This is a genomic window from Micromonospora sp. II (genome assembly GCF_001709195.1).
Taxonomy (GTDB): domain Bacteria; phylum Actinomycetota; class Actinomycetes; order Mycobacteriales; family Micromonosporaceae; genus Micromonospora; species Micromonospora chalcea.
This window is the reverse complement of the sequence record NZ_LYXF01000057.1, coordinates 385,921-408,522: the sequence shown is the minus strand read 5'-3', so window position 1 is coordinate 408,522 and position 22,602 is coordinate 385,921. Positions and strand designations below refer to the sequence as shown.

General features: G+C 69.9%; 19 protein-coding genes. 8 read left to right on the top strand and 11 right to left on the bottom strand.

The genetic code is table 11. The features are described 5' to 3' along the window. Positions 1–163: 163 nt before the first annotated feature. Positions 164–637, bottom strand: a complete 474-nt coding sequence (locus tag A8711_RS25120) for a hypothetical protein (RefSeq protein WP_069089495.1) — start codon at positions 635–637, stop codon at positions 164–166. 282 nt (positions 638–919) lie between these two features. On the opposite strand from A8711_RS25120, the gene A8711_RS25115 reads away from it, so the two are divergent. Next, the gene (locus tag A8711_RS25115; protein ID WP_124778997.1) at positions 920–2,479 is read left to right on the top strand and encodes a hypothetical protein; all 1,560 of its coding nucleotides are present in this window, start codon (positions 920–922) and stop codon (positions 2,477–2,479) included. Positions 2,480–3,634: 1,155 nt separating this feature from the next. On the opposite strand, the gene A8711_RS25110 is transcribed toward A8711_RS25115, so the two are convergent. Next, positions 3,635–4,468, bottom strand: a complete 834-nt coding sequence (locus A8711_RS25110) for a hypothetical protein (protein ID WP_124778998.1) — start codon at positions 4,466–4,468, stop codon at positions 3,635–3,637. Between the two features lie 260 nt (positions 4,469–4,728). Between A8711_RS25110 and A8711_RS25105 the strand changes: the two genes are divergently transcribed. Continuing rightward, positions 4,729–5,373: a hypothetical protein gene (locus A8711_RS25105; RefSeq protein WP_069089493.1), complete on the top strand. Its 645-nt coding sequence runs from the start codon at positions 4,729–4,731 to the stop codon at positions 5,371–5,373. A gap of 131 nt (positions 5,374–5,504) precedes the next feature. Here the strand turns inward: A8711_RS25105 and A8711_RS25100 are convergent, their stop codons facing one another. The 9 genes from A8711_RS25100 to A8711_RS25065 form a co-directional block, all read right to left on the bottom strand. After that, complete coding sequence (locus tag A8711_RS25100; protein ID WP_233607860.1) at positions 5,505–5,765, bottom strand: hypothetical protein; 261 nt, start codon at positions 5,763–5,765, stop codon at positions 5,505–5,507. Between the two features lie 418 nt (positions 5,766–6,183). Continuing rightward, complete coding sequence (locus A8711_RS25095; RefSeq protein WP_083297101.1) at positions 6,184–7,092, bottom strand: septum formation family protein; 909 nt, start codon at positions 7,090–7,092, stop codon at positions 6,184–6,186. A gap of 661 nt (positions 7,093–7,753) precedes the next feature. Beyond that, positions 7,754–8,287 carry a hypothetical protein gene (locus A8711_RS25090; RefSeq protein WP_069089491.1) on the bottom strand — a complete coding sequence of 178 codons (534 nt, stop codon included), beginning with the start codon at positions 8,285–8,287 and terminating at the stop codon, positions 7,754–7,756. Positions 8,288–8,668: 381 nt separating this feature from the next. Continuing rightward, positions 8,669–9,805 carry a site-specific integrase gene (locus tag A8711_RS25085; RefSeq protein WP_069089490.1) on the bottom strand — a complete coding sequence of 379 codons (1,137 nt, stop codon included), beginning with the start codon at positions 9,803–9,805 and terminating at the stop codon, positions 8,669–8,671. A 63-nt stretch (positions 9,806–9,868) separates the two neighbouring features. Next, positions 9,869–10,171: a helix-turn-helix domain-containing protein gene (locus A8711_RS31770; protein WP_083297091.1), complete on the bottom strand. Its 303-nt coding sequence runs from the start codon at positions 10,169–10,171 to the stop codon at positions 9,869–9,871. An 80-nt stretch (positions 10,172–10,251) separates the two neighbouring features. After that, entirely contained in the window at positions 10,252–10,419 is a 168-nt protein-coding gene (locus tag A8711_RS32970; RefSeq protein WP_233607752.1) for a hypothetical protein, read from the bottom strand. 463 nt (positions 10,420–10,882) lie between these two features. Beyond that, positions 10,883–11,428, bottom strand: a complete 546-nt coding sequence (locus A8711_RS25075) for a DNA cytosine methyltransferase (protein WP_069089489.1) — start codon at positions 11,426–11,428, stop codon at positions 10,883–10,885. Positions 11,429–11,536: 108 nt separating this feature from the next. Then, positions 11,537–12,535 (bottom strand): TRM11 family methyltransferase, encoded by a 999-nt coding sequence (locus tag A8711_RS25070; RefSeq protein ID WP_069089540.1) that lies wholly within the window; start codon positions 12,533–12,535, stop codon positions 11,537–11,539. Next, positions 12,519–13,442, bottom strand: a complete 924-nt coding sequence (locus A8711_RS25065; protein ID WP_069089488.1) for a hypothetical protein — start codon at positions 13,440–13,442, stop codon at positions 12,519–12,521. The genes A8711_RS25070 and A8711_RS25065 overlap by 17 nt, the downstream gene beginning before the upstream one ends. An 833-nt stretch (positions 13,443–14,275) precedes the next feature. Between A8711_RS25065 and A8711_RS25060 the strand changes: the two genes are divergently transcribed. The 6 genes from A8711_RS25060 (at position 14,276) to A8711_RS25035 (ending at position 22,418) form a co-directional block, all read left to right on the top strand. After that, complete coding sequence (locus tag A8711_RS25060) at positions 14,276–15,160, top strand: hypothetical protein (RefSeq protein ID WP_069089487.1); 885 nt, start codon at positions 14,276–14,278, stop codon at positions 15,158–15,160. Positions 15,161–15,801: 641 nt separating this feature from the next. Next, on the top strand, positions 15,802–16,194 hold the full coding sequence (locus A8711_RS25055) for a pilin (protein ID WP_069089539.1): 393 nt from the start codon (positions 15,802–15,804) through the stop codon (positions 16,192–16,194). A gap of 2 nt (positions 16,195–16,196) precedes the next feature. Next, positions 16,197–17,111, top strand: a complete 915-nt coding sequence (locus A8711_RS25050) for a conjugal transfer protein TrbL family protein (RefSeq protein WP_069089486.1) — start codon at positions 16,197–16,199, stop codon at positions 17,109–17,111. After that, a complete protein-coding gene (locus A8711_RS25045) occupies positions 17,108–18,070 on the top strand; it encodes a PrgI family protein (RefSeq protein WP_069089485.1) in 963 nt (320 codons plus the stop codon). Before A8711_RS25050 ends, A8711_RS25045 begins: the two co-directional genes overlap by 4 nt. Then, positions 18,067–19,908 (top strand): VirB4 family type IV secretion system protein, encoded by a 1,842-nt coding sequence (locus A8711_RS25040; protein ID WP_069089484.1) that lies wholly within the window; start codon positions 18,067–18,069, stop codon positions 19,906–19,908. Before A8711_RS25045 ends, A8711_RS25040 begins: the two co-directional genes overlap by 4 nt. Then, positions 19,905–22,418 (top strand): type IV secretory system conjugative DNA transfer family protein, encoded by a 2,514-nt coding sequence (locus tag A8711_RS25035; protein WP_069089483.1) that lies wholly within the window; start codon positions 19,905–19,907, stop codon positions 22,416–22,418. The genes A8711_RS25040 and A8711_RS25035 overlap by 4 nt, the downstream gene beginning before the upstream one ends. The last annotated feature ends 184 nt before the right edge of the window (positions 22,419–22,602 follow it).

Below are 22,602 nucleotides of genomic sequence, written 5' to 3'. Positions count from 1 at the left end.
CGGGTTCGCGCAGGACGACCGACTGACACGATGTCGCTGGCGCGAGGCCTCTGACTCGGCCGCTGTAGCTGCAGACTTCGTGCCGGGCACCTGATGGGGTAGCCGCGACTGGGCTCTGTTCGCGGGTGTGAGGATGACTGCGCGGTCGCCGAGGGTCGCGCACTTAAGGCGGTGGTCCCAAAGGGGCCGACGGCGACGGCCCGCTTGGGTGTCGTGAGCCGGGATAAATGTCAGGTACGCGAGCGAGCCTCTGCAGGTGGTTACGCATCATTGATAGATCGCTGAGGTGCATACGTACCATCCAGGGATCTTTGGCGCCGTACCGGTAGGGCTCGTAGCGGAACACCCGCTCGCTGGGCCGAACGGGGCTTCTACGCAACTGCTTGGTGGCCTTCAGGTCCATCGTCACATCGAGCCACCAACGACGGCCGGACCGGTATGGACTGGACGCGGCGCGGGCCAGGCCCGAGGCTCGGCGGAATGTGCGCTCGAAGACCCACAGCTCGTCGCCCTCACCGACGGGGTCCCGGTTGTCAAGACCGATGCTCATCGTTCCGTAGCGGATGAACAAGTCCAGGCTTACCTCCTCGCCGTCGAAGAGGTCTGTGTCATTGTGATCGATCACCAGCCACCACATCGGCTCAGCCTGCCGACAACAGGTTTGCTCGTCAACAAGGTCGAAGCCACAAGCATCTGGTCCTAGCTCATGCCATTCGGGCGAAACCCGCCCAATCGATCGATTCACGGCAAGCCGCTACACCACCGTTCCGGCCGCGAGAAGGCATCGGCGGCCATACGCCCTCAGCGGAGCAGCCCGCCTACAGAGACCTTGCGCGCCGCAGTATTCTCCTTTCGCGCGATTATGAGCGACACCTGCCCAGTCAGCCCACAGTTACTCCTCGGATGGTCGGAGCGGACGATGAGCCTGCTGTATCGCACTGTCTGGAAAGACACGACCGAGCCCGACCGGCATGCCGTGATTGATCTGGCTCTGGAGTACTTCAGCCGATGGGCCCTTGATAATCCTGAAGCGACAGCGCTTTGTGAAGGCGAGACCATCGCTGATGGCAAGGTTGTCACAGTACGACTTCTCGACAATGACAGCGGGTATGGCGTAGAGGCATGTTCGCGAGACGAACGTCTTTCGGCCGTCTGGTCAGTCACGATGCGTGCCCTCGCCACCGACACGGCCGTTCACGTCTGGATCGATGTCGACATGGAGACGGACGACCCCACGCAACGGGTCGTCGTCGGTGGTCCCCGTCTGGTCAACGACCTACTTGCCCTGCCCGGCAGGCCAGCTCTCGGCGTGAACAACATCGTCGCTGACGTCGTGGGCATCACCGCCACTGAGATCGCCCTTCTCGTCGACTTGCTGCGCTCGGCCGATCGGACTCTGCCGTTCATCGTGGTGTCCGCTCCCGCCAGCGGCACCGACCCCCTATGGCAAGAGCGTGCACGGCGGATCGCGCAACGTACACGCGGCATCGCGACGGTCATCGTGCTTGACGAGACCGCAACCGCATCGTTCAAGGCAAAGCTTGGCCCACTGGCAGTCTGGAACGGCGCGGTGCGGACGTACGTGCCCGCACCGCTCGAAACGGAGGCCGACGGTTGGCGACACCGGTATGTCCCATCATCTGCACTTGCTGGAGCTAGCGGAGCGGCAGCTGCTGACCGAATCGTGTATGCGGTGGCCCAGCTGTCGACTCGGCGCCGGGTCCCCGCCGAGTTGCGGGTCTTTACCGGGAACGACCGGAACTCAGTCGACCAGACGCTAGTGGAGCAGGTCCGCGAGGAGCTCCAGTTCGAGGTCGACCTCGCCCATGATGAGCTCGCCGATGTCCAGAGGGAGCTAGCCAGGGCGAACGGCCACCTCGAGCGGCTTAGACGGGCACTGGAGGCACAGGGCCTCGTCGACCTTTATTGGGGCACCTCGCAGGCTCAGGAAGACGTCGGCGACGCCAGTCGGCCGGAGACCGTGCAGGACGTATCCGAGGCGGTTGCCGCGGCACGGACATACCTGAGCGCTTGGCTAACGATCGCGCCAAGCGCAGCCCGAGAACTACAAGGCATCGACACCAGCCCGAACGCATTCGCTCTCGGCAACTCGGCCTGGCGTGGCCTACAGGCCCTCGCCGCTTACGCACAAGCGAAGCAGGCTGGCGCGGGCGGGAACTTCTGGTCCTGGTGCGAGCGTGGAGAAGCCTTCAGTTGGCCTGCCAGCAGCAAGCGACTCGCAATGCGGGAGTCGGAAACATTGCGTAACGGCAGACATGCTGAGTCGCGGATTTTCGAGGTCGACCCGCAGGTCGGGCTCGGACCGCGAGTCTTTATGGAGGCGCACCTGAAGGTCAGCGAGGGAGGTGGCGCCCTAGCCCCACGCATCTACTTCTACGATGACACCGACGGAGCCACCGGCCGGATCCATGTCGGATTCGTCGGTCCCCATTTCCTCGTGCCAAATTCAAAGGCATGAAGGCAACTCGCGCCTCCCTTCGATCGTTCAAAGACACAGCGCCTAACACTGTCCCGTACATCAGCAGTCGGGCAGGGCGAGGCTGACAACTTCAGGCACGCCGGAGAGGTCACCGAGCAGGAAGCGCTGGTCAGCGCGCTGCTGCTGGGATTCGAGTCTCAGCCCTCGGAACCGCATCGACGCCAGCACGGGCGGAAGCCAGAGCCATGCGTCGATACGACAGTACCCTCTTGACCGGCGCCAGCGAGTCCCCGACGGCAGCCGGCACCAGCCAGGCGGGGAGCAGCGAACCCTGACCACTTCGGTGTTCTCTGGGAGTTCACTGCCACTCGCTCGCCAGCACCGTCGCAGGTCACGGCCCCCTCTCCACCCAAAGCCAGTGAGCACTTCGGACACGATGACCACTTCGCCACGCTGCACCCAATCTGCACCCACCTGCAAGGCAGGAACACTCACAAGGCCCTTACCGCCTTGAGCTGCGAATACTCCCCTACCAGGCGACATAGAGTGCCGTTGACTGCTGTTCACTGCCGTTGAGTGCAGTTGTGTGAAGCAGGACGCCGCACGGACTTTGACCTGCGAAAACGAGAAGCCCCAGGCAGGGGTGGGTGCAGTTACGTGCCGTCCGATGCTGTTCGGTGCGGTTCAGCGCCGTTCAGGGCACCCTGTTGCTCCCAACCCGCTCCCCCGATCACGGGCCCGCGACCGGGTTGATGCCTCCAGGCTGTGCCGGACCGTCCTGCACGTCGTTCGTCAGACTCCGTGGCCGCATGCTCAAGCCGCCCTAGTGACGCCAACGCCCGCTCAGCAACCGTTAGGCCTCAGCTGCTCCCGATCCGCTCCCACGGCGCGCTTGTCGACCCGACAAGCTCAGACATGCCGCGGCTTATCAGCGGCATGTGAGTGCGTCAGAGCGGTGGAGGAATCTAAACCCAGCTAGTGGACTCGTGGGGTGGCGGCGAGTTCTGTTACGTCCTGCCGAGGATCTTGTCGATCAGCCGGCAGACCGCCGATCCGTAGCGCAATCGGCGATCGCTCTGACCCATAACCGGCGAGACCGTACAGGCACCTGACCCAAGCGATCGTGACGCTGCGCGGCGCGCGGTCCGGCGGCAGAAGCGTGCGTGCTGGTCGAGGCGAGGCGAGGCAACCGTGTCATAGGTTGTCGATGTAGATGACGACCGCGTCCGACGGTTGCGCCGGTCGCAGCGCCGATGCCGGCTCGACGTCGGCGTCCAGCCACATCTTGTGCGCTGTCCAGTTCAGGATCCCGCCCGTCTCCCGTGAGCCGCGACAGACGCCATTTTCGGCCTGGAGCAGCCAACCGCGGCTGCGGAGGTGTTCGACGAGCCGAGCCACGGTCGTTGTCCTGTCGGCACCATCGGCGGCCGTCACCACGAACTCGGCTGTGCAGTTGCCGCTGCTGCCACCATCGGCGCACCTGTCGGCCGACACCAGGCGCAGCGACGCCGGCAGTGGGAGGACCTCATCTTCGCGGGTAGGAAACCGCAGCCTGCCGTCGCCGTCGAAGACGACGACGCCGAGACCGCAGCCGCACAGCGCCACCACCGTTACCAACGTCGCCATCGCGGCAACCCACTGAACTTCGCCCGCCGTCCGGCTCCGCCCGTCGAGGTGAGAGGTGGAAACGGCGTGCAGGCGCCGATCGATGACCAACGCGGCCAGGCACCCGACGCCGACCAGCAACCACACCGCGAACCAGTCAAGCCATGGTGCCGCTACTAGGCTGCCAGGCCACTGCGAGACAGCGAACACGGCGGCCAGCCCGGCGATGAAGACGACGCCGACAGCCACGCCGACGGCACCGCCGCTACGGGTGCCCCACGCCCAAGCGCCGACCACGATCGGCCCGCAGATCGCCGCCACTACAGCGACCATGGGCGCACCCTGCCCGAGCGGCAGTACCACAAGCGCTACGCCGCCCGCAGTCAGCCACCAGCGCCAACTATTGCCCGCCGCCATCGCCACGATGAGACCTAAGATCATCACCGAGGCGGTTGGCAAGCACCCTCACAACATCATTTGGACGGCTCCTCCCATCCACAGGCCAAGCCAGGCGTGCACTGGCGCTGAACCGGCTATAGACGGCAGGTCCTGTCTACTTCCGCACATCGGCACATCCGGACGCCGACGAACGGCGCCGATGGCACTTGGGTGACGAGCGCTTCGCAGCATGAGCGGCCGGCGTAGCGATAGAGGATCGAACTAAAGACGATGCGCTTACAGGTATGACCAGCGATGATCGGCCGGTGGGAAAGGTGCGCGGGGCCGATGGTCTGCGCGGCCGTTTCGAGGGCGCGTTGCGCGACCTGCGGGGGCGGCGCCTGACGTCGGTCGACTACTGGGACGTGCACAACTTCGGCCCGGAACGCGCGCCGTGGGACTATGGCGACTGGCATCACGCCGTCATGGGCGTACAACTCGGCACCGACCTCGGCGCCGTGACCGTGACCTGGACCGACACGTTCTACCCCTATGGCGTCGAGGTCTTCCACGAGCCGATCGGACATCACCTCGTCCTCGGCGAATCCGGTCCGGCCCGCGTCGGCCCGGATGTCGAGGGCCAGAGTCGCTGGGCTCCACTTCTCGGGTCAAGGGTGCACAGCACGGCCTGCCACTGGGAGCAGTTCCAGATCGGGCCGAGCCGGCGGGCGAACGGCAGCATCGCCGCGCCGGCGCATTCGGTCGACGTGCCTGTCGCGTTGCGCCTGGATTTCGCCGCAGGTTCGATCTGGTTCGTCGCTGCCATCCCGCAGCTGCCCGACCCGCAGGGCGTCTTCATCCCCGGCGACGAAATCATGGTGGTCTTCTCCGCCGAGAAGATGCGCGACCTGGGCTTCGAGGACCCCGCGTTCATTGGCCCACCCTCCTGACCAGCTCGACCAATTCAGCCGAACCCGAACCCGTGCCCATAGGTGCGCCTGATCAAGAGGTTCGGTCGGGCGTAGCCACCACGACAGGCGACAGATCCGTGCACGCACGGACCCTGCTGGCCAGGGCGTGTCTAGAGCGGATCCAGGAGCAGCACCCCGTCCGGTGAGTAGAAGTAGGCGCGCACGTGCCGCGCCCAGTATTCGATCTTCGGGTCTTCCGACTGCGACAACCACTCAGACAGACGCGCGCGCTCGTCGGTGTATCCGTTCTCCAGGAGCCACCGAAGCGTGTCGCCCCGGCCCGCTCCGAAGATGGCCTGGGCGTCGAACCCGATGCCCAGGTCCATGTCGCCCGTGCAGAACTTCGCCCCGTACAGGCGCGGCGAGTCCACGGGATCGCCGATAAGGAACAACAGAAAGGCCGTTCTGTGCGCCCACGCCTACCTCGCCGTCACCGCCGCGCAGGCCAAAAAAAGGGGGCGCCGAATCCGATGACGGCCTCATTCCCCTCACCCTCGGCGAGGTCCGACGTCTCCTGGCACACCTGATCACCACCATCCGACCCTTCGACCACATCGATCGATGGTCACGATGGCGACGACGACACCAGTACCGCGCCAAAACAACCCACTACCAGCGAAGACTCCGACTCCATCAGGTACGGCTGGAGTACTAGGCGGGCGAGCACGTCCACCTCGCGCAGGCCGGCGCTGGTGTGGGCGCCATGAGCACCGGTCGACGGTGGGCGGGCGCACCGGCCTGGCTCACCCGGTTTTCCCGCCCGCCTCTGCCTCCGTCGGTGCGCCGCGTTCAACGGACCGGTAGCGCCTTTGTGCCACCGCCCTTGATCGAACGGGTCACCTTCGTACCCCCCGACCAGTAGAAGCAGCGGATCCCCCGGTCACCGCGCGCCCACGCCTCCGCGGACGGCACCAGGTACGAGGTGCCCGTCCGGTAGCGCAGCACGCCGTCGACCGGGACCTTCGCGTACCGGGCCACGAGGATCCGGCACTTCGCGTGCACGCCGTCCTCGTCGCGGCCCGCATCCGCGTACGAGGTGCCAGGCGCCGTCCACGAGCCGACGTACTCGAACGTGTGCGGCCGAGCGCAGTCGGTCTGCTCGAAAGCGCCGTACCGGTCCTCGTTCAGGCACCCGAAGGCCAGCGGTGACGGGCCCTTTAGCGCATCCCGCAGGCTGCCGGTGTGCTGCACCGGGTGGTCGTCCGGATGCCGTTGCTCGGAGCCGCCATCGGCCGTGTCCAGCTCGAAGATGTCGCACCGGAACCAGCGACTGCCACCCTGCCACCCGCCCGGGGACGGGGGCGCGACCTGCACCGTCAGGCGAGCGCCCCGCCAGTCGCCACCGACGAACGCGGTCGCCTTCGCGTCGCATTCGGCGAACGCCGGTCGCAGCACCGCCGAACCCACCAGCGGCGGGGTTTCCCGCTCGGCTACCGCGCCGGTGAACGTGCCCAGGTGAAAGGTCTCCAGCAGGTGCTGCCGCGAGCAGTCGACCGGCTGGTAGCTGGTCAGGTAACTCGACGGTTCGGCAATCACGTGGCAGTCGCCCACCTTCGGGGTGAACTGCACGGCCGCCGCGGCGAGCGGCCAGTCGTCGGTCAGGTCGCCGTCCAGCCCGGCAGGTGCCCCGCACCCCACCATCGCCACCACCGCCCCGGCCAGGGCAGCCACCGCCACCCGCACCACCCACCGTCGCAATTCACCCTCCCCGTCGCGCTGGCGCAGCATATGCCACCCGGGGGCATCACCAGGGTCTCCATCCGTCGTGTGACATCCCGAGAAGGCCCGGCGCTGCTGTGCTCCGGTGGACAGGGCGTTGATCCTGTCAGCCACGACACGCCGGTTAGGAGGGCGGCGGCTTCGGCGCGCTGCCGCCCGCGTGCGGGTACGGAGCTGCGCGGCGCGACCGGGCAGCTCCGTGCCGCCAGGCGTTACTCGGCGGGCTGCGCACCATCCGCAAAGGGCTGGTGCACCCGGTAGCTGACATCTGAGATGGTTTGCCTGGGACCGGTCGGCCGGCAGCGAATCCGGCCGAACTGCGCGAGGCTCGCAAGCGGACAGGAGCCCTCGTCCGACCGTGGTGTCGGCGTTCGCACCGATCCCTTCGGTGCTCCTACCGGTAGCGACGTTGCGGGATACCCCGTCATTTGAGTGTGGTGTGTGCGGAAATCTTCATGCAGAGGGCAACGGTAAGGGAGGCAGCGTGCTGGTCGCGGACCGCAGACTGGTGGGCCACGAAGTTGCCCTTGACTGCGGCGATGTATTGATCAACGACCAGGGCGACGACGGCAACGGCGAGAAGATCCTGGTGGACGACGAAGCCCTTACCCGCCTGGATGACAACTTCGCTCTTGTGCGGTTACTCGGTGTTCAGGGTGACGATGACGCCCTGGTTCGCGCACGCTGTCTGCAGACCCGACATGTGCATCGTCATTGGGCCCATGAACGCCAGCGCGCCCATCTCCTGCCCATTCGGGATCTGCGACATCTGCCAGGCGAGGTCCATCAGCGCGGTGCCGTGCTCGCGGATGTCGTCGTGGCGGGAGTCCTCGAACACCCTGCGCGCCTGTCGGTACTCGGCTTCGGTGAGCTTGTCATCGCCGCCGCCCTTAGCGCTGCCGTCGGCCTTCTTCCCCTCGCGCATGGCCTTGCAGGCGGCGACGCCGGTGTCCTCGCGGATGAACCGGTCGTACAGGCCGTAGCCGCCGACGGCGAGCAAGAGCGCAGCGAGGGCCGCAGCGACGGCGACGATCAGCGGCTTGCGGCTGGGCGCGGCCGGCGGTGCTGACGGCGCAATCCCAGCGGCGGTCGGCGGCCACTCGGCCGGCTGGTGCTGGACGGGCGGCTGGCCGTAGACGTCGTGCGGCTGCTGCGCCTGGTACGGGTTGGTCAAGACTGTCTCCCCACGTGACGTGTCGTGTCGATGATGGTTGGGATGCGGCTGCCGCCCTGCCCGTTGTCGGGTAGGTGACCGTGGGTGTGGCCGGTCAGCTGGTGCGGGTCGGTCGGAACGTGCCGACGGAGGCGGCCACATCGCCGGGCTTGTGGCGCCGCTTGTCGAACACGTACGGCTCGAGGAGGGTCCAGCCGTCGGCGCTGAGCTGCGCGAACCAGGCTTGACGGCGGAGTCTCAGGTGCTCTCCGCAGCGGTGCTAGTGTCCGCGAATGCGCGGCACAACACCCCCGCTCAACCAGTGCTCGCCCACGTCCAGTGCTGGGGCGAGATGGCGTGGCCCCTATCGGCTGGGCACCTATGCGCACCTCAGCAGCCTGATCAAGCGACCGGTCGCAGATGCCGCAGCGTGCTGTTGGGGCGGTCGGGTTGGGTTGTCTCCCAGCGTCGCTGCAGCGCGTCAACAAGGTTGGTGATCATGGGTTCGGTGACGTGGCTGTAGATGCCTCGGACTCCGGCGAGGCGGTGGCCGAGCCGTCGGGCCTGGGCGATCTCGGGGATGCCGTCTTCGATGAGCCAGGTCTTGTGGGTGTGGCGTAGGTCGTGGAAGTGCATGCCGGGCAGGATCGGCGGGATGTCTCGCTGGGGGTCGCCGGTGAGGGCGGGAGTCCAGGCGCGGCGGTTGAAGTTGGAGCGGCGTTGGTGGTAGCCGCGGGCGCCGGGGAAGACGGTGTGGTGAGGGTGTTCGGCGAGGTGGGTGGCGAGGAGGTTGGTGAGGAAGCGGGGTAGTCGGATGCGGCGGACGGAGTCGTTGGTTTTGGGTGGGCCGAGGTACAGCTTGCCTTCGACTTCGTGCAGGGCGCCGGTGTCGGGGTGGACGTAGATGCTGCCGAGGGTGAGGTCGAGGTTGTCTCGGTGCAGGCCGGCGAGTTCGCCCCAGCGCATGCCGGTGTAGGCGGCGGTGAGGATCATGAGGCCGTCGGATGGGCGGGTTTGGCGGGCGACGATGGCGGCGACTTGTTCGGCGGTGGCGTGGGGTCGTTCGGCGCGGATGCCTTTGGGGATGCGGATTCCTCGGCAGGGGTTGAAGGGGATCCGGCGGTCTTCGACGGCTTCTTGCAGAACCATCGACAGGACCATGATCACGTCGGCGACGGATCGGGGTGCGAGGCGTTTGCCGAGGGCGACGGCGAGGGTCTTGATGTGTTGGCGGCGGATGTCGACCAGGGGCAGGGGGCCGAGGGTGGGCAGGATGTGCAGTCGTAGGTGGCTGCGGTAGGCGGCCCAGGTCGCGGGGGACGCCTGGTGGGTGGACTCCCAGATGGGCACCCATTCGGCGAGGGGGATCCGTCCGCCGCGGGGGTCGATGAAGGTGTCGCGGGCGACTTCGACGTCGATTTCTTTGGCGCGGATGACGGCGTCGGCGCGCCGGTCATGGGTCGAGTCGGTGGTGACGGTGCCGTCGGTCATGCGGAGGCGGACGCGGAACTTCATGCCGCGTTGTTCCACCCAGGCCATGGGTTACTCCATTCGGTGCGGGTGCGGTGCGTCGGTGATGGACGCGTGACTTCGCGGGTTGGGTCAAGTCGGCGCTGGCGGGTGGCGGCGCCGGTGGGTGCGCCGGCCGGTGGCCGGTTCGGCGGAGGCGGCGATGAGGGCGGCGAGGTCAGCGGCGGAGAAGCGCAGGTGTTTGCCGAGGAAGGTGCAGGGGATTAGGCGGCGCCCGGCGCGGCGGCGTAGCCAGGATTCCGGGATGCGCAGCAGCGCTGCGGCTTCGGCTGGTGTGTAGAGGCGCGGTTCCTGCTCGTCGTGGTGCCCCGTCGCGCGGACGGGTGTGGGTGACGGCGGTGGGCGCCGTCGGGGGCGGTGCGGGTTGTCGCGCACGGTGAGCTCCTCGCAGGCGCGGGTGGGGCGGGCTCTTCGCGGGCGGATGCCTGGTCGGCTTGCGAAGAGCCCGCGGGTGGTCAGTGGTGGCGGCACAGCAGAAGGCGCAGGGCGGTCGCCGCTTGGGCGGGGACGACGCCGTTGCCAAGGACGCGCAACGCGCCGGTGCGTGGGAGATCGAGGGTGGGGTCGGTGACCCAGTTGGCGGGTAGGCCCATGAGCCATTCCACGAACGGCGGTGCGAGCACGGGCTTACCGTGCTGGCCGGGCTGGGCGGGCGCGGGAACGGGACGGCCGATCAGAAGCTCCCAGCGTGCGATCGCCGGGGCGTAGATCTGCCACGTGGTCTCGTCGGGTCTTCCGAGCGCGTCGCTGCTGAGCTGGGCGGGGGCGGTGCGTAGGTCGGGGTCCTCGTCGCCATGGTGGCCGGCGCTTCCCGTGTAGGAGGTTCGGGGCTTCGATAGGCCAGGCACCAGAGACGGCAGGGGGACGTCCTCGTGGGAGCCACATTGTCCGGGGCAATCCTTCTGCCTGTCCGTCACGCGCGGCGTGGGGAGGAGCACCTGTGACAGCGGCGGTCGGAAACCGTCACCTGCGCGGCGGCCGGGGGTGCCGGTGTCGCTCGCGGGTGGGGTCGGCAACAGCTGGTGGCGGATGCCGCTCGAGGCGACGACGTCGGGCAGACCGCGCTGGTGCCCGGGTCCTTTGCCGTCACGGGCACAGGGCGTCGGCAGCGTTCGTATCTCTTCTCCCCTCTCCGGTGGTGGCGAGCAGGAACAGCCGGTCCCGTCGATGCGGGGCGCCGATGTCGGATGCGCGTAGGCATAGCCAGCTCGTGTCGTACCCGAGCGCGGCCAGGTCGGCGTGGACGACGTCGAGTCCGCGTGTGCGGAGGGCGGCGACGTTTTCCACAAAGACGACGGGCGGTCGAAGAGCGCGAACAGCGTGAGCGACGCTTGTCCACAGGTTGCTGTGGACACCGGTGATGCCGGCGCGTTTGCCGGCGTTGGAGATGTCTTGGCAGGGGAAGCCTGCGGTGAGGATGTCGACGGGTGGCACGTCGGTCCAGTCGATGGTGCGGATGTCCCCGAGGTTGGGCACGTCGGGCCAGTGGTGGGCGCAGACGGTGGCGGCATGCCGGTCGGTTTCGGCGTACCAGGTGAGCTGGCCGCCGAGCACCAGCTCGACGGCCATGTCGAGGCCGCCGTATCCGGTGCACAGGGATCCGATGCGCGGTGCGGGTCGGTGGTCAATCACGCACCTCCGCCGCGTCGAACTGCGAGGGCTCACCGCGCGCGGCCAACAGCAGACGGCAGCAGCTGTACAGTCCCGCCGCGCGACTCGGGTGGCGGTGGGTAGGCCTACTCACGCGACCATCCCTCCCCCGAGGGTGTCCTTCAGGCTCTCTGAACGCGAGTCGGTCTGGCTCTTGCTGAACACGAGGACGTCCTCGTGTGCGATCAGGTGCATGGGGGTGCCGGCCGCCCGGGCCTTGCGGACGGCCTGGAGTTGGAAGAACGACGGCCGGGCGACGAGCCCGCCGTCGCGGATGGCGGCGAGCAGTGCCACGCACCGGTCGACGGGGGTGAGGCCGGCGCGGATTCCGGCGCCGATGACGGCCGAGGGGAGGTCGACGAGTTCGCCGTGCTTGCGCCACGGGCGGGCGGTCACGACGACGACCCCGCCGGGGCGCAGGAGGGTGTGGCAGCCGGTGAGGATCTGGGCGAACCCGTCGGCGAGGCCGGTGAGGTCGCGGTAGGCGAGGTTTCCGCGGTCGGTGCCGTCGTTGTAGGCGTTGTCGAACTTGGCCACGCCGTCGGTGCCGGGCCGGACGAGGCCGTGCACGGTCGGTCCGTACGGCGGCGAGGTTACGACGAGGGCGATCTGCCCGGTCAGGGCCGCGGGTACGAGCGAGAGGATGCTGGTGGCGTCGCCGCGGATGACGCCGGCCCGGCCGGTCGCGCCCTGGGTGTGGGCGTGTTTGATGTTGGCGTCGGCGATGTCGGACCAGCGGGACTCGTACTCCACGCCGATCGCGTCGCGGCCGGCGTGGATGGCCTCGACGAGGGTGGTGCCGATCCCGCACATCGGGTCGAGCACCAGGTCCCCCGGTTGGGTGTAGGCGGTGACGGCGTGCGCGGCGATCGCGGGGAGCATCCGCGCCGGGTGTTGCACGGACTCGCGCACGTACCGGCCTCGGCGCTGGACCGGTCCGGTGGCCTGGGCCGTCGCCCACACCGTCAGGCCCTCAGCGCTAGCAGCAGCCCGATGGCCTCCGATCGGGTCGATGGTGGCGGCGGTCGGTGTGCTCTGCTCGTTGGGGTCGCCGGCGGTGTCTGCGTGGTGCTTAGCCACGGCGACCACCGCCCTCGCGCCCGCCTCGTCCACGCGGGGCGCGGCTCTGGGATCGGCTGAAGACCATCAGGTCCGCGTGGATGCGCAGGTGCGCCATCTGCCACCGCTGGTCGGTGGTGGTGAGGGTGAGTAGTTCCTCGTCGGTGACGTGGTAGACGAAGGCGTCGCCGTCGGTGTCGGCGGTGACGGCGACGAGGTGCTGCAGGTAGCCCAGTCCGACGCTGGCGGCGGCCTGGACCATGCCGGAGAAGTCTTCCGGGCTGGCGGTGGTGCCGGTCGGGACGGTGACGACGAGGATCAGGCAGCCGCCCGGTTGCAGCAGGGCGGCGCAGGCGGTCAGCAGCCACGCCAGCCGGACCCGGTTGGCGGCGGCGTGCTCGTGCAGGGGCCAGCAGGCGACCACGAGACTGGTCGCCTGCTGCAGGGAGCCGCCGGGTGGTGGGTCGGCCGCCGTGCCGGTCGGCGGGTGCAGCTGCGGGTCGGTGAGATCGTCACCGAACCAGGCGCCCATCTCGGGCAGGTCGTCCTCCTCCCCCGGTTCCGCGCCGCCGCCGGTGGTGCCGGCGGGCGGGGCCGCGGTGGCCGGGCCGATGATCAGGCTGCACGCGTCGGTGAACCACGCCGGGTGGTGACGGCGCGCTCCGGCCGCGCAGGCCTGGGTGAGGGCGTGGTCGCCGGTAACGTCGACGACCGCCTCGCCGGGGCGGCTGTAGGCGGCGATGAGGCGGCCGGCCAGTCGGGCGCCGATGCTGCGTCCGGCGTCGCCCGGGATACGGGCGGTGCGCCAGACGGTGAGCGGTACCGGCGGGTCGCCGGCAACCAGGTCGATCGCGGTGGGGTCGACCTCGGCCAGCGGGCCGGTGTCGGCGGTGGGGTCGGGATGCGGGTTGTGGTGCTGCGGCGTGTGCTCGCTCATGTGGTGTCGGCTCCGCGCCGCGCCGTGGTGCGCTGACACCCTCAAACCGGTGTTTGTCAGCTGTGGCGAACACCTGCCCCTCTCACGGTGATCTCACGAATCTTTGACAGCCGGTTCCCGTCCGCTTGGCTGTCCTGGGGCTCCGGGATGTTCACGCGGGCGCCGGCTCCATGGGTCGGATCACTATCGGGAGGCTGCCAGAGCCGTCGATCGTTCCAGTTTTGTCAGCCGCCCAGTGTCACGGCCACCTCGGCCACACCAGCGGCGTACGCCAATGACACGGGGTGCTGGCCGGCATTGTCAGACCGCTGTCCGCTTCGCCGGACAGCAGCGGCGTCACCGGGGGCACCGGCTCCGGGATCTGTCATTCGGACGGCGGCTCGTCAGACCGTCACGGCCCGGCGGACGGACGCTGTCAGCCGGGGCATGCCGGCGCACCCCACGCCCCGTGGACGCCGACAGGCGGGGCGTCCAGCCGATCGCGGTCTGTCACTGTTCGCTGTCCAGCGCTGTGAGACGGGCTGGGAGGCGTCGTCGGACCCGCGCCGCGGTGGCGCGTCCTCTCCCCCGGCCGCGGCTGCGGAGCGTGTCCGTCCGTCTCTGGTCGTGTCAGCGCGAAGGTCAGCGTGGCGTATCAGAACGTGCACGTCGACGTCGATCGTCAGTGAGCGGTGGTGTCGCGAGAGGCGACTGATGGCGTCGACCCGGTGTCCATGTCGGCCAGCCTGCGTTGTCAGGGGGCCGTGAGGCCGAGGTGGCGCAATGGCGGTCAGGCGTGCCGGCTGCTGCTCCGGCCCGTCCCGACATTCGTCTCTGACATGGGAGTTCCTGACATGACCTCCTCCGCCACCGGCTGGCCCGACTCGCCTCTGGACGCCGTGGACACCGCCTTCGCCGACCTGACCTGCGACCCCGACCCGTTGTCCCTGGACCTCGATTCGCTTGTCGGGCAGCTCGGTGATGACACCGGTCTGCCCAGGGGTGTCATCGCGCTGCCGGCGTTGCGGCAGTGGCTGCTGGAGCATCCCCGCGCCTACAGGGTGCGGGACGTGGTGTGGCGTGAGCTGATCTTGCGCGCCCGCCTCGATGGGCCGGCCTGGGTCATCGCCGCGGTCGCCCTGGCGATGCCGGCGCTGCGCCGCTATGCCGGCCGGCTGCATACCGGCTGGGCCGGCGACGCCTACGACCTGGACGCCGAGATCCTCACCGGTTTCCTGACCGCGCTGCGCGACCGGGTTGACCTGGCCCGCCCGGCGCCGTACGCGGCGTTGTGCATGGCCGCGTGGCGGGCCGGCCATGAACTGCGGCAGCGTGCTGGCGCCGAGGCCGTGCCGGTGGACGACCTCGATCACGTCACCGGCCCGCGTACTCCGAAGCGGCCCTACGGGCATCCGGACCTCCTCGTGCGCCGCGCCGTCGAGGTGGGCATCGTCGATGAGTGCGATGAGCAGCCCTACATCGACCTGCGGCTGGGCCGGCGGGCCATCGAACCCATCGCCGCCCGGCTCGGCGTGGAGGTCGACACGCTGCGGCGGCGCGTCGAGCGCATCGACGTGCGCATCGCCGAAGCGCTCGTCGCCGGGCTTCTCACCGAGGTGATCTCATCGCGGGTGCAGGAGGACCTCGCCGCGGCGGCCGAGCGACGGCAGCACATTCGGGCCGCCCGCGGCGCCGGTCCGCGACCGGCTGCGGCGCGGGTAAGGCTGGCAGCCGCCTGAGGTGCCGTCCCCGTTGAGCGCCCCGACGCGGGCCCGGCCATCTGGTCGGGTCCGCGACCGTGTGCGGCGAGCCTGCCGTGCCGCAGCGGCCGCCGGTTCCCACCCCCGGGTACGGCGGCGAACCGCCGTGAACCGCTGCGGGGCGGGATGTCGGGACTCTCACAGCGGCGCTCAGGGGATGTCGAGGAGGTGGCTGTGAGGTTCCGGCGCCGACGCTGAGAGGCGGTTCCGTCACCAGCGGCATGGTCGTCGGAAGGGTGTGCTGGCCAGGGTCGTTAGAGGTTTGTGAGGTGGTGTTGGAGCGCTGTGGGACAGGCAGGTGTTCGCCAGGGCTCACAAACGCCGGTTTGAGGGTGCGGAACTCCTCCGGCGTCACCACGGCGTCATGCGGAGGTTTGGTTTCGCCCGCCGTCGGGCCGGGACATAGGGCTGATACGGGACCGGGTGCCTCGGGTGCCGCGCCACGTTGATGCGCTGACACCTCATCGATGACCGCTGACCCGAATGGGAGGACGAGCTCCTCCCGAGGTTCACCGCGCTCCCCTGTCCGGCATGTGTCTCCCGCGCCCGGCGGCGGCTCCCCGACCGCCGTTTCGACTATTCGCGCCGGCCGTGAGCCGGTGCGGGAGGTGCAGCCACCCATGTTCCCCACGTTGTGGGCACGGTCTCGTGCTCTGACTATCGCGCTGTCCACGCTTCGCCGCGTCGCCCGGGTCGCCGCGCCCGCTGCGGCTGCCCTCGGGATGCTGGCCGTGCCCGCCGTCGCCTACGGCGACGCCGGTGAGCCGGTCGTCCTGGCCGTCAACGACCTGCCCACCGTCATCGCCAACCTGCAGGCCTGGGTGATGGGCATCCTGGCCGCCGTCGCCACCCTGTTCCTGGTCTTGGCCGGGGTGTACTGGGCCACCGCCGGTGGCGACCCCGTCCAGGTCGACAAGGCCAAGGGCGCGTTGAAGAACGCGCTGATCGGCTACGGCCTGGCCGTGCTCGCGCCCGTCCTGCTGAGGGTCGTTCAGGGAATCGTCGGAGGCTGACGATGGCCTGGGCGCTCAACCAGATCCTCGACTGGTTCGCCGGTCTGCTGCTGGATTGCCTGAACGGGCTCATCACCGCGATCACCCGCGCGCTGCTGATCACCCCGGACGTCACCGCGCTGCCGCAGGTGCAGGCCCTGACCGGACGGTCGGTCTGGGTCGTCGACACCGTCTTCGTCCTGGCGTTCGTCACCGCTGGTGTTCTCACCGTGGTCGCCGGCGGTGACGAACGTGCCCGCTACACCGCGAAGGATCTCCTGCCGCGGTGCGTGGTCGGGTTCGTCACCGCCCACTTCTCGCAGCTGATCGCGGGCACGCTGATCGAGGTCGCGAACGCGTTCACCGTCGCGCTGACCGCGCAGGACTTCAACGGTGACGGGGCCCTCGACGCTGTCAAGACCCACCTGATGGCCGCGCGGGACCAGAGCGCCGGTCTGCTGTTCGTCGTCTGCCTGGCGATCATCGTTGTCCTGCTCGCCGCCACCGCTTGCAGTGTGATCGTCCGCTTCGCGGTCGCGCTGGTGCTCACCGCGGTCGCGCCGATCGCGCTGGCCTGCCACGCCCTGCCGCAAACCGAGGGTGTGGCCCGCCTGTGGTGGCGGTCGTACGTCGCCATGCTGGCCATCCCGGTGGTGCAGGCGTTCGTGCTGTTCGCCGGCCAGTGGATGCTGCTGGACACCAGCAGCATGCTGCCGCTGCTGGGCCTGCCGGTCGAACCGGGCGGGACGCTCAACCTGTTCGTCGTGATGGTCCTGCTGTGGACCACGGTCAAGGTGCCGGGGTTGATGCGCCGCTACGCCACCAGCGGCGCAGGCGGGCACGGCGGCAATCCGCTCGGCGCGGTCGTGCGGGTCGTCGTGGTGCAGCAGCTCACCCGCGGGCTGCGCATCCCCGGCCTTGGGGCGGTGCRCCGATGAACCGCGACCACCGCGACGAACAGCCCGTCACCGCCCGCATGCCCGCCGATGTAGACGCGCCGGACAAGGTGCTCTACGGGCTGACATTCCGGCAACTCGCGATCGTGGCGGTGGCCGCCGTCGTCTTCTATGGCGGCGGGAAGGCCCTGCACGCCGTCGTGCCCGCGCCGGTGCTGCTCGGCGCGGGCGTCGTGCTCGGCGGCCTGGTGTTCGGTCTCGCTGTCGGCCGCCGCGACGGACTGCCCATGGACGTGTGGCTGGCCTGCGCGGTACGCCACTGGCGGGCGCCGCGCGCGTTGTCCACCACCGACACCACCGCAGAGACACCCGACTGGGTACAGGCCCCGACGTCGACGGTGCCGCTGCCGGCCCCGCTGAGGTTGCCTGCCGACGCCATCGACGACCGCGGGGAGATCAGCCTCGGCGGTGTGAAGGCGGCGATGGTCGCGGCGACCAGCGTCAACCTCGCGTTGCGCACCGCCGACGAGCAAGCTGCCCTGGTCGACACGTTCGGCCGGTGGCTCAACAGCCTGTCCACGCCGACGCAGATCGTGGTGTCGGCGCAGCCGGTCGACCTGCACTCCGCCGCCCACACCGTCGCCCAGGCGGCGGACGCCCTGCCGCACCCGGCTCTCGCGGACGCGGCGGCCGACCACGCCCGGTTCCTCGACGACCTCGCGCAGCGGCGGGATCCGTTGCGCCGGCAGGTCCTCATCGTCACCCGCACCACCCGCGGCGAACGGGGCGAGCACGCGGCCCGGCGCCGCGCCGACCAGACGGTCCGGTCGCTGTCCGGGCTGGGCGTCACCACCCGCGCCCTCGACGGCCACGCGACGACCGCCGCCCTGGCCGCCGCCGCCGACCCGTACCGGCCGCCCCGCCCCGGCGGACTCGCCGCCCCCCACACCACCATCACCGGACCTCCAGTCAGGAGGCCACGCACCAGGAGGACATCGTGATCTTCGTCAGGCGCCGACGCGCCCCGCACGACGACAACCCCAGCGCCAGCCCGCCGTCCGCAGGACTGGCGGCGACGGTGGCACCGGCTTCGGTGGAGGTCACGCCCCGGTTCCTGCGAGTCGGAGACGGCTACGCCGCCACGCTGGTGGTGACCGGGTATCCGGCCGAGGTCGGGCCGGCGTGGCTGGAGCCGCTGCTGTCCTGGCCGGGCCGCCTCGACCTCGCGTTGCACATCGACCCGATCCCCGCCCCGGTGGCGGCGTCCCGGCTGCGCAACCAGCGCGCCCGCTTCGAATCGTCCCGGCGGGCCGATGCCGAGAAAGGGAAGTTGGCCGACCCGTACGTGGAGGCCGCCGCCGACGACGCCGCCGACCTCGCCGAACGCCTCGCCCGCGGGGCGGCGAAGCTGTTCCGCGTCGGCCTGTACCTAACCGTGCACGCCCGCACCGAAGCCGAACTCCTCGACGCGTGCGCCCAGGTGAAAGCCGCCGCCGCGTCCACCCTGATCGAGGTGCAGCCCGCGACGTGGCGGCACCTGCCCGGCTGGACCACCACCCTGCCCCTCGCCACCGATTCGCTGCAGATGCGCCGCACCATGGACACCCAAGCCCTGGCGGCCGCGTTCCCCCTCGCGTCGGCGGACCTGCCCGCGCCGCTGCCCGGCGACCCCGCCACCACCGGCGGGGTGCTGTACGGGGTCAACCCGGACTCCCAGGGCATCGTCTGGTGGGACCGCTGGAGCTGCGAGAACCACAACAGCGTGATCCTGGCCCGATCCGGCGCCGGCAAGTCCTACTTCGTCAAACTCGACATCCTCCGCCAGCTCTACCAGGGGGTGCAGGTCGCCGTCGTCGACCCCGAGGACGAATACCTCCGCCTCGCCGACGCGGTCGGCGGCACCATCGTGCGGCTCGGCGCACCCGGCGTGAAGATCAACCCCCTGGATCTGCCGGCCGGAGACGGCCGCCCGGACGTGCTCACCCGCCGCGGCCTGTTCCTCCACACCCTCATCGCGGTGCTGCTGGGGCAGGTGCCGCCGCCTCCCGAGCGCGCCGCCCTGGACCGGGCGATCCTGCAGGTGTACCGGCAGGCGGGCATCACCGCTGACCCGGCCACCCACCATCGGCCCGCTCCCCTGTTGAAGGATCTGGCCGCGACACTGCGGGCCGACGACAACCCGGCCGCCCACGAGTTGGCCGCCCGGCTGGCGCCGTGGGTGGCCGGCTCGTTCTCCGACCTGTTCGACTCACCGACCACGACCCGCCCGGACGGGCACCTCGTGGTCTGGAGCCTGCGGCACCTGCCGGACGAACTGCGCACCGTCGGCACCCTGCTCGCGCTGGACGAGATCTGGCGGCAGGTCGACCTCCCACCTCAATATCGGCGGCGGTTCCACGAAGGATCCCGCCCGCAGGGCCGGCAGCTGGTTGTGGTGGATGAGGCGTGGCTGCTGATGCGCGACGGTGAGGGCGCCCGGTTCCTGTTCAAGATGAGCAAGGCCGGCCGCAAGCGCAACGCCGGCCTGTCGGTCATCACCCAGGACGTCGCCGACGTGCTCGGCACCGACCTCGGCCACGCCGTCGTGTCGAACGCGGCCACGCAGGTGCTGCTCAAGCAGGCCCCGCAGGCCATCGACCAGGTCGCCGACGCGTTCGGACTGACCGCGGGCGAGCGGCGGATGCTGCTGTCGGCCCGGGTCGGGCACGGTCTGCTGATCTCCGGCACGAACCGGACCGCGTTCGAGTCGATCTCCTCGCAGGCCGAACACCTTCTCGCGACCACCACACCGTCCGACCTCGCCGACCTCGACCCCGACGACACGGAGGAGGACCTGTGACACCGTCCCTTGTCGCATCGCCAGCGCCGGCGCCCAGTCCTTCCGGGCCGGGCGCCGGAGTCAGTGCCCCGCCGAGCGCGCCCACGCGCTGGGTTCTGCACGCCGCCGATTGGGCGGTGGACCGGCCGTGGCTGCTCGGTGTCGCCGCCGCCCTGCTCGTCGTCTACGTCGCCGGGCGCACCCTGCTCGACGGGTGGCGGCACCGCCGCCACGCCGACCGGGCCCGCCTCGTCACCGTCGCCCCACCACCGGAGGTCGACCCGCACAGCGTCGCCGCGCTGTGGGCGAACCTGCACGGCACGCTCACCCCGTCGCGCCGACGGCGGCTGCTATACGGCAGCCCGCACGTGGTGTGGCAGTACACCTGGACCGGCCGGCAACTGCTCATCAGCATCTGGGTGCCCGGCAGCGTGCCGGCCGGGGCGGTCGAGGCCGCCGTGCGGGCCGCCTGGCCCGGCGCCGCCTGCACCACCGACGACCAGGCGTCACCGCCGATCCCACTGGACGTACCGGCGGCCGTCGGCGGGCACCTCCTGCCGACGGCCGCCGAGTGGCTACCGATCAACACCGACCACGACAACGACCCATTACGAGCGCTGATGTCCGCCGGCTCGCAGCTCAAATCGGACGAGTACGCCTGCGTGCAGATCCTCGCCCGCCCCGCCACCCCCCGCCGGGCCGCACGCGCCCGCCGCGCCGCCGGCCGGCTCCGCGAGGGCAAGACGGCCGTACCGGGCATCGATCCCGCCGCGCCGCTGCTGTGGCTGATCGAGGCGTTTCTTCCTGGCCGCCCCACCACCGCCCGCAGCGGCGGCCAGCTGGCCGGCCGCCGGGATCCCGGGGTGGAGCGGGACGTGCGGGCGATCCTCGACAAGACCGCCCATCCGCTGTGGAGCATCGGCATCCGCTACGCCATCGCCAAGAACAATCACCGCGGCGGCTCCCGGCCGGAGGCCAGGTTGCGGGGCATCGCGGACGCGGTCGCCTCGTCGTTCGCCGTGTACGCCGGCCGCAACCGTCTCGCGCACCGGGCGCGGATGGCGCGACCGGTGGCTGTGCTGGCCGCCCGGCGGCTCGGATCAGGGTTCCTGGCCTCCACCCCCGAGCTGGCCGTCCTCGCGGCGCTGCCGCGGGATCTGGCCGTGCCGGGGCTGGATCGGGCGCGGGCGAAGTCGATGCCCGCCCCGGTGGCGGTGCCGACCGGTGGCCGAGGCACGAAGGTTCTGGGTGACGCCGAAGTCGGTGGCCACGCGGTGGCCCTGTCGGTGGCGGATGCGAGGTATCACCTGCATGTGGTCGGCTCGACGGGCTCCGGAAAGACCACCCTGCTGGTCAACATGGCCGTCGAGGACATCAAAGCCGGCCGGGGCACCGTGGTCATCGACCCGCACGGCGACATGGTCCTGGACATCCTCGACCGGCTCCCCGCCAGCGTTGCCGGGCGGGTGGTGCTGTTCGACCCCGACCAGCCCAACCCGCCCACCCTCAACCCGCTGTCCGGCGACGACCCGGACCTGGTCGTCGACAACCTCGTGTCGATCTTCGGGAACATCTTCGCCAAGGCGTGGGGGCCGCGGATGGACGACGTCATGCGGGTGGCCTGCCTGACCCTGCTGCGGCACGCCAACGTCACCCTCCAGCACATCCCGCCCCTGCTCAACTCCACGCAGTTCAGAAGCGCGATGACCGTCGGCCTGGATGACCCGGCCGGCCTGTCCGGGTTCTGGCAGTGGTACGACCAGCTCAACCCGGCCCTGCGCTCCCAGGTCATCGGTCCCGTCCTCGCGAGGTTGCGGGCGTTCCTGCTGCGCGACTTCGTCAAGCGCACCATGCGCTACCCCCGCTCCAGCTTCGACATGGGCAAGGTCCTCGACGGCGGTGCCCTCCTCGTCAGGATCCCGAAAGGCCAGCTCGGCGAGGACACCAGCAAGCTCCTTGGCTCCCTCGTGCTGGCCCAGGTGTGGCAGGCCGCCACCGCCCGCGCCAGCGTGCCCGCCGACAGACGCCGGGACGCCACGCTGATCATCGACGAGTGTCAGAACTTCCTGACCCTCGCCAACAGTCTCGACTCGATGTTGGCGGAAGCGCGGAAGTACCGGCTGTCGATGGTCCTCGCGCACCAGGACCTGGCCCAGTTCCCGAAGGACCTCCTGGCAGCGGCGTCGGCGAACGCCCGTAACAAGCTGTACTTCTCCGTCGCGCCGGAGGACGCCCGTGTGCTCGCCCGGCACACGCTGCCCGAGCTCGACGAGCACGACCTGACGCACCTGGACGCCTACACCGCCGTCGGCCGCCTGGTCGTCGGCGGGCGGCAGACGCCGGCGTTCACCCTCAAGACCCGGCCGCCGAAGCCGGTCGTGGGCGAGGCGACGGCGATCCGTCAGGCCGCGGCGGAGGCGGTTCCGGCGCAGGACACCAGCGCGATCGACGACCTCGTCGACCGATTCTCGGCCCGACCCGACGACAACCGCCGGTCCCGTGGCAAGAGCGCTCCGAAGGCGAACACCTGAACGCCGCAGGACGGTTGAAGCAAGATCGACAGATCGGTCGACCGAGGTCGACCGAGTCCCGGTCGCCCCTTCCGTGCGGGCTTCACCAGCCCTTCACCACCGATCATCACACCGCACTGACAGATCCGGCCGTCCGGGTCTGTCAGTGCCGCTCACCGGCCGTGTCCAGCCTCCGGTGACCATC